This window comes from Streptomyces sp. NBC_01335 (assembly GCF_035953295.1).
Lineage (GTDB): Bacteria > Actinomycetota > Actinomycetes > Streptomycetales > Streptomycetaceae > Streptomyces.
The window spans coordinates 7722052-7735333 of the sequence record NZ_CP108370.1 but is presented as its reverse complement, the minus strand read 5'-3'; the positions used below and the strand labels follow the sequence as shown (position 1 = coordinate 7735333).

At 71.7% G+C, this 13282-nt stretch carries 12 protein-coding genes; 7 read left to right on the top strand and 5 right to left on the bottom strand.

Annotation, left to right across the window (positions count from 1 at the left end):
* Positions 1–138: 138 nt before the first annotated feature.
* Positions 139–906, bottom strand: coding sequence for a transposase (locus OG599_RS32655; RefSeq protein WP_327174308.1), 768 nt, complete (start codon positions 904–906; stop codon positions 139–141).
* 201 nt (positions 907–1107) lie between these two features.
* Here OG599_RS32655 and OG599_RS32650 point away from each other — a divergent pair, with 201 nt between their 5' ends.
* The 7 genes from OG599_RS32650 to OG599_RS32620 all read left to right on the top strand — a co-directional run bounded on the left by OG599_RS32650 (position 1108) and on the right by OG599_RS32620 (position 10634).
* Positions 1108–1362, top strand: coding sequence for a hypothetical protein (locus OG599_RS32650; protein ID WP_327179573.1), 255 nt, complete (start codon positions 1108–1110; stop codon positions 1360–1362).
* A gap of 103 nt (positions 1363–1465) precedes the next feature.
* Positions 1466–4507, top strand: a complete 3042-nt coding sequence (locus OG599_RS32645; protein WP_327179572.1) for a helix-turn-helix transcriptional regulator — start codon at positions 1466–1468, stop codon at positions 4505–4507.
* 167 nt (positions 4508–4674) lie between these two features.
* A complete protein-coding gene (locus OG599_RS32640; protein ID WP_327179571.1) occupies positions 4675–5772 on the top strand; it encodes an MBL fold metallo-hydrolase in 1098 nt (365 codons plus the stop codon).
* A gap of 319 nt (positions 5773–6091) precedes the next feature.
* The gene (locus OG599_RS32635) at positions 6092–6895 is read left to right on the top strand and encodes an alpha/beta hydrolase (RefSeq protein ID WP_327179570.1); all 804 of its coding nucleotides are present in this window, start codon (positions 6092–6094) and stop codon (positions 6893–6895) included.
* Between the two features lie 124 nt (positions 6896–7019).
* The gene (locus tag OG599_RS32630) at positions 7020–7808 is read left to right on the top strand and encodes an SDR family NAD(P)-dependent oxidoreductase (protein ID WP_327179569.1); all 789 of its coding nucleotides are present in this window, start codon (positions 7020–7022) and stop codon (positions 7806–7808) included.
* Positions 7809–7883: 75 nt separating this feature from the next.
* Positions 7884–8897: an alpha/beta fold hydrolase gene (locus OG599_RS32625; RefSeq protein WP_327179568.1), complete on the top strand. Its 1014-nt coding sequence runs from the start codon at positions 7884–7886 to the stop codon at positions 8895–8897.
* Positions 8898–9122: 225 nt separating this feature from the next.
* Positions 9123–10634: an MFS transporter gene (locus tag OG599_RS32620; protein ID WP_327179567.1), complete on the top strand. Its 1512-nt coding sequence runs from the start codon at positions 9123–9125 to the stop codon at positions 10632–10634.
* An 84-nt stretch (positions 10635–10718) separates the two neighbouring features.
* Here the strand turns inward: OG599_RS32620 and OG599_RS32615 are convergent, their stop codons facing one another.
* From OG599_RS32615 to OG599_RS32600, 4 genes are read right to left on the bottom strand one after another with little or no spacing between them, the layout of a single operon-like run.
* Positions 10719–10919: a hypothetical protein gene (locus OG599_RS32615; RefSeq protein ID WP_327179566.1), complete on the bottom strand. Its 201-nt coding sequence runs from the start codon at positions 10917–10919 to the stop codon at positions 10719–10721.
* Positions 10919–11677: an SRPBCC family protein gene (locus tag OG599_RS32610; protein WP_327179565.1), complete on the bottom strand. Its 759-nt coding sequence runs from the start codon at positions 11675–11677 to the stop codon at positions 10919–10921. The genes OG599_RS32615 and OG599_RS32610 overlap by 1 nt, the downstream gene beginning before the upstream one ends.
* A gap of 26 nt (positions 11678–11703) precedes the next feature.
* On the bottom strand, positions 11704–13017 hold the full coding sequence (locus OG599_RS32605; RefSeq protein ID WP_327179564.1) for a cytochrome P450: 1314 nt from the start codon (positions 13015–13017) through the stop codon (positions 11704–11706).
* Positions 13018–13028: 11 nt separating this feature from the next.
* Positions 13029–13244 carry an MbtH family protein gene (locus OG599_RS32600; protein ID WP_327179563.1) on the bottom strand — a complete coding sequence of 72 codons (216 nt, stop codon included), beginning with the start codon at positions 13242–13244 and terminating at the stop codon, positions 13029–13031.
* Positions 13245–13282: the final 38 nt, after the last annotated feature.

Below are 13282 nucleotides of genomic sequence, written 5' to 3'. Positions count from 1 at the left end.
TGGGCAGAACAACTGGGCCGTGTGTCGAAAGTCCCGCCCTCCGGGCGGACGGCGCCACTTTCGACACACGGCCTAAGGGCTGTCCCGTAAATGGTCTGGGGGTCGGCCTGACACGCCTGTTCCTTGTCGGCCGTCCGTCTATCCGGCGAGGGCGAGGTTGTGAAGGCGCGCGATGCCGAGCATGGCGTGGTGGACTCCGTCGCCTTTGAGTCGGCAGTCTCGGAGGATCTTCCAGTTCTTCATCCGGGCGAAGACGTGCTCGACGCGGGCACGGACCTGCTTGTGGGACTTGTTGTGGGCTTCCTTCCAGCCGGGCAGGTCTTCGCCCTTGCGCCTGCGGTGAGGCATGACGAGTCCGGTGCCTGGATAGCCGCCGTCGGCGATCGTGGTGGTCTTGCCGACGGCGGCCTTGGCGCCGGATTCCTCCCACGCCTTGCAGTCGTTGCGGTTTCCGGGCAGGGGGCGGCCGACCACAACGACCAGGCGGGTGTCGGCGTCGATGACGACCTGGTGGTTGGTGGAGTACCGGTAGTTCTTCGACTGTGCGGCGATGGCGTGGTCGCGGGTGGGCACGAGAGTGCCGTCCACGATCAGCACGGTGTCCTTGGCGAACCGTTTGCGGGGCTGAAGAGCGAGGATGGGTCCGAGGTGGTCGATGATGCGGTCCGCGGCGGACTTCGAGACCCCGAAGAGCGGTGCAAGCTGGCGCATCGTCAAGTTGGTTCGCCAGTACGCCGCGACCAGTAGTGCCCGGTCCTCCAGCGGCAGGCTCCACGGCCGGCCCTTGCGCACCGCGGCCGCACCCTCGCGCCGCAGTACGGTCACCAGCTTCCCGAAGGCGCGCGGGCTCAGCCCGGTGAACGGGGCTATCCAGGAGGGCTCCGACGCCGTGATCACACCAGCCACCGCTGGATCATCTCAGTTGCAGATGTCGCTGGTTTCGACTGATCCTTTACCTATTCGACGGTAGAGAGGGAGGACGACATAGGGCTGACTCTGTTTCCGGGAGACGGAGACACCAGCAGCCCTGACGTCGCCTGGTCCTACAGCGGCTTCGCCGCGTTCCGGCGACAGCTGGCGCGAGCCGAAGGCTTCACTCTCTCCGAGATGTGGGGCTTCGGCGGAGAGCGCCCCTGGAGTGACGTCTCCACCTCGCTCGAACCGCTCCTCGACCGCCCGGATGACGGCGGAGGCGAGCTATCGCCCATCGAGTGTGCCGCGCTCCTGCCCCGGCTGGAGGCGATCGTCGAGCAGTGGCCGAACGAGGCCGACGTTCCTCGGGCACACATCGATGCGGCCCAACAGCTGACGGTCGTTCTGCGGCTCTGCGTGGCGAAGGACGTCGAGCTCCTCTTCCTCTGACCTCCGCGAAGCCGGGTCCGTGACTCACGCTCCCGCAGTTACGGGACAGCCCTTAGGGTCGCCCCCCAGGGCCCCGGGGCCCCCGGGGTGGTCTGCTGAGGGCATGACTGGACACTCCCGGGCCGGAGCCCGCACCCGCCGGGTTCCGCTCACCGGTCGGCACGAGGAACTGCGGGTCCTGTCCGACCTGGTCGATGGCGTGCGTGACGGTATGAGCGCGGCGCTCGTCGTCGTCGGCGAGGCCGGTATCGGCAAGACCACGCTGCTGGACCACCTCGCCGGGACCTCGAACGACCTGCGGGTCGTACGCATCGCCGGGACGGAGTCCGAGGCGCGGCTCGGATTCGCGGGTCTGCACCGTCTGTTGCGGCCCTTCCTGGACGGTCTGGAGTCGCTGCCGGCCCCTCAGCACGAGGCGCTGGCCTCCGCGTTCGGGTTGCTGGCCGCGCCCCGGGCCGATCGCTACCTGGTGGGGATGGCGGCCCTGACGCTGCTGGCCGACGCCACCTCGGCACAGCCGCTGCTGTGCCTGGTCGACGACGTGCAGTGGCTGGACCGCGAGTCCCGCGACGCGCTGGCGTTCGTGGCCCGGCGGCTGGGCGCGGAGGCTCTCGGCCTGGTGGTCGCGGGTCGCGGGGAACCCGACGGCGCAGGCGCGTTCGAGGGGCTGGAGACTCTGACGGTCGGCGGGCTGGCCGGCGCCCAGGCGCACGAGTTGCTCGGACAGAGCGTGGAGGGGCGGGTGGACGCGGCGGTGGCCGCGCGCATCGTGGCCGACGCCGGCGGCAACCCCCTGGCACTGTTGGAGAGTGCCCAGGCGCTGAGCCCCGCGCACCTGGCCGGGACGGCGCCGCTGCTCGAACCGCTGCCGGTGGGAGCCCGGTTGGAGAACCACTTCGGGCGTCTGGTGCGGGACCTGCCTCCGGAGACCCGGACCTTCCTGGTGCTGCTGTCGGCCGCGCCGCCCGAGGACGCGCTGCTGCTGTGGAGGGCGGCTGCGGAACTGGGCGTCCTGGCGCAGGCCGCGGACGCGGCGGTATCCGCGGGCGTGCTCACCGGAGGGCCGCTGCTGGAGTTCCGGCACCCGCTGATCCGCTCGGCCGTCTACCGCAGCGCCCCGGCCGGTGAGCGCAGGCGCGTCCACGCCGCGCTCGCCGCTGTCAGCGATGCGCTGCGCGCCCCCGAGCGGCGGGCCTGGCACCGCGCCGAGGCGACCGTCGGGCTCGACGACGAGGTGGCCGACGAACTGGTCGCGGCGGCGGAACTGGCCCGCGGGCGCGGCGGCTACGCCGAACGGGCCGCTCTCCTGGCCCGAGCGGCACAGCTCTCCCGGGCCGACCGGGCGGTGCGGCTCGTCGAGGCCGCCCGGGCCCATCTCGTGCTGGGCGACCCCGCCACCGCCCAGTCCCTCCTCGCGCAGGCCCAGCCGCTCCTGGCCGGGGGCGACACCGTCCTGCGGGCCCGCGCCCTGCACACCCGGGCCACCACCGACATCTACTTCGGGCGGCTCGCGGGCCTGGGATCGCCGCTGCTGGCCGCGGCCGGTGTGGTCGCGGGCACGGACCGCGCTCTGGCCCGGTCCCTCCTGATGGAAGGGCTCCTGGCCGTGCTGTGCGGCGAGCACGACGCGACGGCTCGCGAGGAACTCGGCGTGACGATCCTGACCTCACCCGCCCTGAGCCCGCTGGCCCTGAGCCCGCCGACGCCCACCCCGCCGACCCCCACCCCGCCGGCGCTGACCGCGATCGGGTCCGCGCCGGCCGGGTCCGCGCCGGCCGTCGCCCCGACCCCGCCGGCCTCGGCCACGCTCCTGCCGGCCGCGACCTCGCCGGCCGTGGCCCCACCGTTAGCCCTCCCGCGAACCCTCGTCCCGACGGCCGCCCGGACGGCCGTCGGGACGGCGGTCGTGTCTCCGGCACCTGGGCCGTCCCCCCTCCCCAGCAGCGCCGACCTCCTCCTCGAAGGCTTCGCCCTGCGGATGCAGGGCAGTTACCAGGCCGCCCTGCCTCTCCTCCAGGCCGCACTCGCCGCCCTGGAACGGGACACCGACGTGGTCGGGCACGGCCTGCGCGCGGCGACCCTGGCCCTCTACGCCGCCGAGGAGGTCTGGGACGAGACCGGCGGGGCGCGGGCCGCCCGGCTCGTGGAGGCGCACGAGCGCGCCATCGGCGTGCTGGGAGCACTGCGCTCCACCCTGGTGGTCCGGTCCACCTGGGAGCTCCGGGCCGGCCGGTTCGCCACCGCCACCGCGTGCCTGGACGAGGCACAGGATCTCGCCGCCGTCATCGGCCAGCCCTCCCCCGGCCTGGCCTACCGGGTGGAGCTCCTGGCCTGGAGCGGCCAGGAGTCGGCGGCCCGTACGGCCGCGGATCTCCTCGTACGCGATCTGGCCAGCCGGCACGCGCACGGCGGTCTGGCCGACTGGGCCCGGAACAGCCTGACCGTCCTCGAACTCAGCCTGGGGCACTACGTCCAGGCCGCCGACCATGCGCGCGTCACCTTCGACGCCGACAACCCCGGAGGCGCCCCCCGCGCCCTGCCCGATCTCATCGAGGCCTCCACCCGCTGCGGCGACCGGCCCACGGCCCGAGTCGCCCTCGCCCGTCTCGAAGAACGCGCCCTGCCGGCCGGCACGCCCTGGGCCCTGGGACTCCTGGAACGCTGCCGGGCCCTGGTATCGGCCGACCACGACGGGGCCGAACCCCACTTCGCCCGGTCCTTGACCCTCCTCGACCGCACCCAGGTACGAACCGAACTGGCCCGAACCCACCTCCTCTACGGTGAATGGCTCCGCAGGCGCAGACGCCGTACCGACGCCCGGACCCAACTGGGCCACGCGTACCGGATGTTCACCGACATGGGGGCAGCCGCCTTCGCCGAGCGGGCCCGCACCGAGCTCCTCGCCACCGGCGCGCACCCCCGCAAGCGCGCCGGCCGTTCCCCGCACGGCCTCACCGAGCACGACCTCACTCCGCAGGAACGGCGGATCGCCACCCTCGCCGCGCGCGGAACCACCAACGCCGAGATCGCGACCCGGCTGTTCATCACGCAGTCGACCGTCGAGTACCACCTCAACAAGATCTTCCGGAAACTCGACATCACCTCACGGCGACAGCTCAACTCCTTGCTGACCAGCGAGACGTGAGCCTGGCGCCCGCCACTGGTGGACGGCACCCCAGTCCGGTCGGGGCCGGGCGCGCGCCGGGACTGGGGATTCTCCCCGATACGAACCGGGAGACGGGGGTGATGTCCTGCGGTCGCCGCACCCGCCCGCCGACGCCTCCGCGTCGGCCCTCCGGAAGGTCCCGACCCATGACACCGGAATCCCTCCCCACCACGACCGCGAACCGCCGCGGGTTCCTCAGGACCGCGACGGCCGCGCTGGCGGTCCCGACCGCGGCCGTCCTCGTCGGCGAGGCACTGCCAGGCACGGCGTATGCCGCCACCGCCACCGCTTCGACGGATCTCCCCGAGTTCGCCCCGGTTCCCACCGCCGCGACCGGTCCCGCGGTCAACGAGCAGGGCTACTTCGTCGGCCGTATCAAGGGCAACCTGTACTGGGTGACCGACGCCTTCTACCAGGCGATGTTCCTGAGCACCCGCGAAGGGGTGGTGCTCGTCGACGCGCCGCCGACCATCGGGAACAACCTGCTGCGCGCCATCGCCGACGTCACCCGGGCCAACGGCCGGCCGTCGAAGGTCACCCACCTGGTGTACACCCACACCCACGCCGACCACATCGGCTCCGCCGGCCTCTTCGGCAAGGACGTCGTGCGCATCGCGCACAGCGAGACCCGCCGGCTGCTCCGGCTGGAGGCCGACCCCAACCGGCCGCTCCCGACCGTGACCTTCGACGACCACTTCGACCTGCGCGTCGGCGGGGAACGCCTGGAGCTCGCCCACCACGGCCCCAACCACTCCCCGGACAACATCTTCGTCTACGCGCCCGACCACGCGACGCTGATGGTGGTGGACGTCCTCTATCCCGGCTGGGTGCCGTTCAAAAACCTGGCCGTCTCACAAGACATACCCGCCTGGGTGAAGGCTCAGGACACGGCGATGAGTTACCCCTGGACGACCCTGGTCGGCGGACACCTCGGCCGGCTCGGGGTGCGCGCCGACGGCGACGTGCAGAAGCGGTACATCGCCGATCTCACCGCGAGTGTGAAGGCCGCGATGTCCCTGGACCCGACGCCGTTCTTCCAGAAGTACGGCCCGTCCGGGAACTCCTGGGCGATCTTCAAGACCTACCTGGACGCCGTCGCTCAGCAGGCGGCCGGTCCGGTGATCGCCAAGTACACCGGCGTCCTCGCCGCGGCCGACGTCTTCACCCTCGACAACGCGGCCACCCTGCTCGAATCGCTGCGGATCGACGCCGGGCTCCTGGGCCCCTTCGGCACCCGTCCGTAGCCGGGCTCCCGGGTGACGGGGTGCGGTGGGAACGGGCTCGCGAGCAGGAGCCCCCACCCCGGCCCCACTCCGGAGTCGCCCGATTCCGCACGGACGCACTGGGGTCTTTCCCCGGTACGAACGCCTCCGCCCCCGTGGTGTGCTGACCCGGCGCCGGACACCCGGCCGCACCGCCGTACCAGCCGTACCCGCGTACCTGCCGCACCGCCGTACCAGCCGTACCCACGTACCTGCCGCACCGCCGTACCTGCGTACCTGCCGCACCGCTCACACCTCCGTACCCACCCACCCAACGCACCGACCGAACCGAGAGGTCGCCATGACGCCACCGACTCCCGTCCCCGTCGTCTTCATCCACGGCCTGTGGCTGCACGCCACCTCGTGGGCCCCCTGGATCGACCTGTTCCAGGAAGAGGGTTACGCCCCCGTCGCACCGGGCTGGCCCGGCGACCCCGGCACCGTCGAGGAGGCCCGCGCCAACCCCGAGAGCATCGCCGACCACGGAATCGACGAGGTGGTGGACCACTACGCGGCGATCATCCGGGAGCTGCCGGCCCCGCCCATCGTGATCGGGCACTCGTTCGGCGGCATGATCGCGCAGAAGCTCCTCGGGCAGAACCTGGCGGCCGCCGCCGTCGCGATCGACGCCGCCCAGATCAAGGGAGTGCTCCCCCTGCCGCTGTCCGCGCTGCGCGCTACGTTGCCGGTGTTCAAGAACCCCGGCAACAAGCACCGCGCGGTCTCCCTCACGGCCGACCAGTTCCGCTTCGCGTTCGGCAACGCCGTGTCCGAGGAGGAGTCGGTGGAGCTGTTCGAGCGATGGGCGATCCCCGCTCCGGGCAAGCCCCTGTTCGAGGCCGCCGCCGCGAACTTCAACCCGCACTCGCCGGCCAAGGTGGACACCGCCAACGGCTCGCGCGGACCGCTGCTGCTGATGACCGGCGGCAAGGACCACACGGTGCCGGAGGCCGTCGTGCGGGCCACCCTCAAGCAGTACCGGAACTCCGACGCCGTCACCGACATCACCGACTTCCCCGACCGCGGGCACTCGCTGACGATCGACGGCGGCTGGCGCGAGGTCGCCGACACCGCACTGTCCTGGCTGCGGCGGCACTCCCTCTGAGCGACGCTTCCGTTGGAGGCCAGCTCCACCGGACGCAGCCTCCGTCGAACGGCGCGTCATCCGAACGGCGCGTCCTCCGAAGCCCACTCCACCGACACCACCAGCACCGTCGAAGGGCCCTGGCATGGATCTGCATCTGACCGGCAGGACCGCGGTCGTCACCGGCGCGAGCCGCGGCATCGGGCTCGCCGTGGCCGGGGCACTCGTACGTGAGGGTGCCCGGGTCGTGACCGGGTCGCGGGAGATCACCCCCGAGCTGCGGGCGCTGGCCGCCGAAGGTGACGTCCTCACGGTCGCGGTGGACCTGACCACCACCGACGGACCGGCCGAGCTGATCTCCGCCGCGACCTTCGCCTACGGCGGCCTGGACATTCTGGTGAACAACGTGGGTGCCGTCCGGCCCCGCACCGACGGCTTCCTCGCGGTGACCGATGACGACTGGGCCGCGACGCTGTCCGTCAACCTCCTGGTCCCCGTACGCACCACCCGGGCCGCGCTCCCCCACCTGCTGGAGCGCGGAGCGGGGAGCATCGTGACGGTCAGTTCCGTCAACGCGTTCCTGCCCGACCCGCTCGTGATCGACTACAGCGCGTCGAAAGCCGCGCTGTCGAACTTCTGCAAGTCCCTGTCCAAGGAGGTGGGCCCGCGGGGCGTCCGCGTCAACACCGTGAGCCCCGGCCCCGTCACCACCGGTCTGTGGCTGGCGCACGACGGGGTCGCCGCGACGGTCGCCGCCGCCACCGGCGGCTCCGCCGACGCCGTGGCCGAGCAGGCCGCCGCCGACGCGGCCACCGGCCGGTTCACCCGCCCCGACGAGGTCGCCGACCTCGTCGTGTTCCTGGCCGGCGACCTGGCCGCGAACATCACCGGGTCCGACTTCGTCGTCGACGGCGGTCTCGTCACCACCCTGTAACCCCGCCGCGGCCCAGCCGCACGCACGCTCATCGCGACAGCCCACGCCTCCTCCCCCTTCTCGACTGGAGCACTTGTGAAGCACCGTCACGCCTTTTTCCGGCCACGCGTCCTGACACCGCTCGCGATCGCCGCGGCATTCGGCCTCAGCGCCACCTCCCTCTCCGCCGCCACCGTCTCCGCGGCGACCCCGCACGCCGAGACCGCCACGGCCGCGACCCCGTCGGCCGCTCCCGTGGTACCTGCCGGGTTCACCGAGCACAAGGCCGCCGGCCTCGACTACGTGATCGGCGGCCACGGTCCGACCCTCGTCCTGCTCCACGGCTACCCGGAGACCTGGTACGAGTGGCGCGCCCTCCTGCCGGAGCTCTCCCGGCACTACACCGTCATCGCGCCCAGCCTGCCCGGCGCCGGCAAGAGCGACGCCCCGGCCGACGGCTACGACAAGAAGTCGATGGCCGCAGCCGTCCACACTTTGCTCCGCGGCATCGGACACGCCGACGACATCCGGCTGGTCGGCCACGACATCGGCTCGATGGTCGCCTACTCCTACGCCGCCGCGCACCCCCGCGAGGTGAGGAAACTCGTCCTCAGCGAGGCCCCGATCCCGGACCCGGGCCTCTACGAGTTCCCGTCCCTGACCGCCGCCGGCCCGGGCGCCTGGAACTTCGGCTTCTTCTCCCTCGCCAACGGCCTTCCCGAGAAGGTCGTGGCCGGCCGCGAAGAGGGGTGGGTGGGCGGATTCATCGACTCCCTCGAAGTCCGCAAGGGCTCCGTCACCGACGACGACATCGCCGTGTTCGCCGAGGCCCTGACGGACCCGGCCCACCTGTCGGCGAGCTTCGAGTGGTTCCGGACCTTCCCCCAGGACGTCGAGGACAACGCCGTCAACCGGCGGACGAAGCTGACCATGCCGGTCCTGGCGATCGGCGCCTCGGGCAGCCTCGGCGAGGCCGTACCCGCCCAGGTCCGCCGGTACGCGAAGAAGGTCACCGGCGTCGTCGTCCCCGACTCCGGCCACTGGATCTACGAGGAGCACCCCGCGGAGATGACCGCACTCCTGCTCTCCTTCCTCGGGCGCACGCCGTGATCGCGTCCGGTCCCGGCCGCACGGTCGCCGGAGCCGCCGGCGAACCCTTCTGATCTCCTGGCCCGAACCCATCCGGTCGACTCACCCCGGCGTCACACTGCGGCGCTCACGCCGCCGTGTGACGCTGTGCTGTGGCGGTACGTACGGCCTCCTGGGAGGCGCAGCACCACCCGGGTGCCGCCCCCAGCCGCGAGGATTCCTACCAGCCACCTTGAGGACGGCCCGATGACCGACGCGAAGGACTCGCGGCCAGCCGCCGGGGAGAGGCATGGGGCGACGGCGGGCGACGCACGTCCTTCCGGACACTGGCTGATCCTCGGTGTGGTCGGTCTGGCCCAGTTGATGATCGTGCTCGACGTGAGCATCGTGAACATCGCGCTGCCCCAGGCGCAGCAGGACCTCGGGTTCTCCAACGGCTCCCGGCAGTGGGTCATCACGGCCTACTCCCTGGCCTTCGGCAGCCTTCTCCTGCTCTCCGGACGGATCTCCGACCTGATCGGGCAACGCAAGACCTTCCTGACGGGTCTCGCCGCATTCGCCGCGGCTTCGCTCCTCGGCGGCGTGTCACCCTCCTTCGCCGTCCTGGTGCTCGCCCGCGCGCTGCAGGGCGCGGCCGGGGCGATCCTGGCGCCGGCCGCGCTGTCGCTGCTGACCACGACCTACACCAAGCCCAAGGAACGAGCCACCGCTTTCGCCGTCTTCGGCGGCATCGCCGGCTCCGGCGCGGCGATCGGCCTGCTGCTCGGCGGTGTGCTGACCGAGTACCTCAGTTGGCGCTGGACCCTCCTGGTGAACGTCGCGTTCAGCGTCGTCGCCATCACCGGCGCGCTCATGCTGATCCCCCGCAAGGAACCGTCCTCGCAACGGCCCCGACTGGATCTTGTCGGTGCCGCCATCATCTCCGCGGGCCTGTTCTGCGTGGTCTACGGCTTCTCCAACGCCGAATCGCATCCCTGGAGCGCGCCCGGCACCTGGGGCTTCCTCGCGGTCGGCGCCGTGTTGATCGCCGGATTCTTCTGGTGGCAGACCCGCGCCACCAGCCCGCTGCTGCCCCTGCGGGTCCTGCGCGACCGGAACCGGGCCGGCTCGTTCATCGGTGTGTTCATCGTGGGCGTCGGAATGTTCGGCGTCTTCCTGTTCCTGACCTACTACCTGCAGGAGATCCTGCGCTACTCACCGGTCAAGACCGGGCTGGTGTTCCTCCCCATGGTGGCCGCGCTGATGTGCGCCTCCACGGCCTCCAACATCAAGCTGCTCCCGAAGTTCGGCCCACGTGTGCTGGCCGTCTTCGGGATGCTCATCGCCAGCGGCGGGATGTTCTGGCTGACCGACATCACCCTGCACAGCACCTACGCCGCCGACATCCTCGGCCCGCTGCTGCTCGTGGGCTTCGGCATCGGCTCCGTCATGGCCCCCTCGATGAACACCGCGACTTCCGGCGTACGGCCGGTCGACGCCGGGGTCGCCTCCGCCACCGTGCAGACGATGCAGCAGATCGGTGGTTCGATCGGCACGTCCCTGCTCAACTCACTGGCGGCCTCCGCGCTGACCGCCTACCTGGTCGGGCGGGCCCCGACCCAGGTCAACGAGGCGAACGCGGCGATCCACAGCTACACCGTGGCCTTCACCTGGGCCGGGGCGATCTTCGCAGCGGGGGCGGTCATCTGCGGACTCGTGCTCCGCTCCGGGCCCCCCGCCCCCACGGGCTCGAACATCACCCCTGCCGCACCCGCCTGAAGCGTGTTGCGCAAGTCCGCCCGGAGGGCGGGTCGGGCGGCGTCTTCTCACAGTCGCGCCCGAGGCCTCTCGCGGCGCCCTCGGCTACCAACGGCGGCGCTGCTGGACCGGGTTGAGCTTGGCGGTGAGCGCCGAGAGGAAGGCCGGGAGCTTGTCGACCATGGCTTTGGGAACCGGGGTGGTCTGGACGGTTCCCGTTCGCACGTCCTGGACGACGAGAGCGTAGGTGCCGTTCTCCTCGACGAGTTCGGCGGCGAAGAGCAGTCTCTGCGTGGCGGTTTCCATCAGTACTCCTGGGCTGGGTTTTCGTTGAGCCAGACGTTCCACGCCTTGGTGGCCTGCTGCTCGTCGGTGTGCTCGGCGAACAGGTGGTGGCCGAGCCAGATCGGTACGTTCCAGGTGCTGCCGTTGAAGAACCGGTACAGGGCGTCCGGGCCTCGCAGTCCGACGAAGTCGGTGCTGAGCCAGTCGACGACCACCTCGACGGGGTCGTGGTCCGGGCCGGGGGCGAGGAGCGTGAACCGGTCCCCGACGGCCGCGTCCTCGGCGAGGCCGAGGCGTCGGCGCAGGGCGGCGAAGTCGGACGGATCGGCGGTGGGTTCGGGGCTCTGGGACCTGACGTAGACGGCGGGGCGGCCCGCGAAGTGCCGGAGGTACTCGGCGAGTGCGTGCTGGTGGAAGTCGACGTACTTCTCGGCCACGTCGGTCTTGGCGTCCCAGTTCCAGGCGTCGTCGACGACGCCCGTGTGCACCCAGTGGATTCCCATCCGCAGGTGGCTCGTCCCCCCGTCGGCCGGTTCGACGCGGTAGCTGAGGGTGTTGGAGAACCCGCCGTCCTGGGTCGCCCGGACGGCGAAGTGGTGCGGCGGCTCCCATGCCACGACGGTGGCGTCCGACCGGGTCGCCTTTCCGCCCACGCGCGGCTCGATCTCCATCGGGTAGAGCCAGCCGAGATTGCCGGCGCCGGTGGCCACCGCGTCCCAGACCTGCTCGGGCGTGACGGGCAGGTCCTGCTCTCGGCGGACCTCGAACTCTCGGGCCATGGTCGGTTCTGCTCCTTCGTCGTCGTTCACGGTCGGTGGATGAGCGGGAGGGTGGTCAGCCGCCGCTGCAGCGGGTTGTCCCGCCACTCCAGCGCCGCCCCGTCGGCCAGGCGGAGTCCGGGCAGCCGGCGCACCAGCGTGCCGATGGCCACCTCCGCCTGGAGCTTGGCCAGTGGGCCGCCGAGGCAGAAGTGCGGGCCGTGGCCGAAGCTCAGGTGGCGGTTGCCGGGGCGGGTCAGGTCGAGCCGGTCGGGGTCCTCGAAGCGTTCGGGGTCGCGGTTGGTCGCGCCGAGGAACAGGTACACCAGCTCGCCCTCCCGCAGCGTCCGTCCGCCGATCTCCAGGTCCTCCGCCACCACCCTGACGATCGCCTGGGTCACGGTGTCGTAGCGGGCCAGTTCTTCGACCGCCCCCCGGATCAGGCCCGGGTCCGCGCGCAGCCCGGCCAGTTGGTCCGGGTTGCGCAGCAGGGCGAGCATGCCGTTGCCGATCAGGTGGGTGGTGGTCTCGTCCCCGGCGGTGATGAGGACGAAGCAGGTGGACAGCAGTTCGGAGTCGGTGAGCCGGTCGTCCGTGTTCTGGGTGGCGACCAGGGCGCTGATCAGGTCGTCGCCCGGTTCGCGTCGGCGCTGCCGGATGAGCCCGGACAGGTACTCCTCGTAACCGTCGATCGCCGCCTCGGACTTGTCGATGTCCTCGCTGAGCCGGCCGAAGCGGCTGAACCAGCTCTTGACCTGCGGTTGGTCCTCGTCCGGGATGCCGAAGAGGTCGCAGACGACGGACATCGGCAGGGGCGAGGCGACCGCCTCGATCAGCTCCATGGCCGGGCCGGCCGCGACCGCCTCGTCGATGAGCCGGTCGACGATCCGTTGTACGCCGTCGCGCAGGGCTTCGACGCGGCGGGCGGTGAACGCCTTGTTGGCCAGCTTGCGCAGCCGGGCGTGGTCCGGCGGGTCGGTGTTGCTCATCACCCGGCCGAGTCGCTCGGTGAGTCGGCTGAGGGCCTTGAGGTCGCCGCCGAGCGAGCTGTAGGCGCGGGTCATCCTGTCCCGGTCGTTGGACAGGCGCAGGTCGCCGAGGGCCGCCTCGACGTCGGCGTGGCGTGTGAGGTACCAGATGCCCTGGGGGCTGCGGTGGACCGGGTCGTCGCGCCGCATGCGGGCGTACACCGGGTACGGGTCCCGCCGGGCTTCCGGGGTGAGCAGGGCTGCGGCCAGGCCGTCGGGCCGGGCGGGCGCCGTGACCGGGTCGCGGGGCTGGGCAGGGCATACGGCGAGGCCGTCGGGCCGGGCGGGGCCCGCGTCGTCGCGGGCCCCGCCCAGGGTGTCGGTGGAGGTCATGTCGGTCCGTGCTACCGCTGGGTGTTCATGGCGTCGGCGAGACTCCTGGGCCGCATGTCGGTCCAGGACTGCTCGACGTACTCCAGGCACGCGGGGTGGGTGTCGGGGCCGTGGGCGACGGTCCAGCCCTCGGGCACGTCCGCGAACTGCGGCCACAGCGAGTGCTGGTTCTCGTCGTTGACGAGGACGAGGAAGGTGCCGTCCTGGTCGTCGAAGGGGTTGGTCATGTGTCGGTCCTCCTGCGGGCCATGGGAAGGGGTGGTGT

Coding starts and splice junctions, on each gene's coding strand:
- OG599_RS32650 (WP_327179573.1), top strand. CDS start 1,108: ATGTGGGGCTTCGGCGGAGAGCGCCCCTGGAGTGACGTCTCCACCTCG.
- OG599_RS32645 (WP_327179572.1), top strand. CDS start 1,466: ATGACTGGACACTCCCGGGCCGGAGCCCGCACCCGCCGGGTTCCGCTC.
- OG599_RS32640 (WP_327179571.1), top strand. CDS start 4,675: ATGACACCGGAATCCCTCCCCACCACGACCGCGAACCGCCGCGGGTTC.
- OG599_RS32635 (WP_327179570.1), top strand. CDS start 6,092: ATGACGCCACCGACTCCCGTCCCCGTCGTCTTCATCCACGGCCTGTGG.
- OG599_RS32630 (WP_327179569.1), top strand. CDS start 7,020: ATGGATCTGCATCTGACCGGCAGGACCGCGGTCGTCACCGGCGCGAGC.
- OG599_RS32620 (WP_327179567.1), top strand. CDS start 9,123: ATGACCGACGCGAAGGACTCGCGGCCAGCCGCCGGGGAGAGGCATGGG.
- OG599_RS32615 (WP_327179566.1), bottom strand. CDS start 10,919: ATGGAAACCGCCACGCAGAGACTGCTCTTCGCCGCCGAACTCGTCGAG.
- OG599_RS32610 (WP_327179565.1), bottom strand. CDS start 11,677: ATGGCCCGAGAGTTCGAGGTCCGCCGAGAGCAGGACCTGCCCGTCACG.
- OG599_RS32605 (WP_327179564.1), bottom strand. CDS start 13,017: ATGACCTCCACCGACACCCTGGGCGGGGCCCGCGACGACGCGGGCCCC.
- OG599_RS32600 (WP_327179563.1), bottom strand. CDS start 13,244: ATGACCAACCCCTTCGACGACCAGGACGGCACCTTCCTCGTCCTCGTC.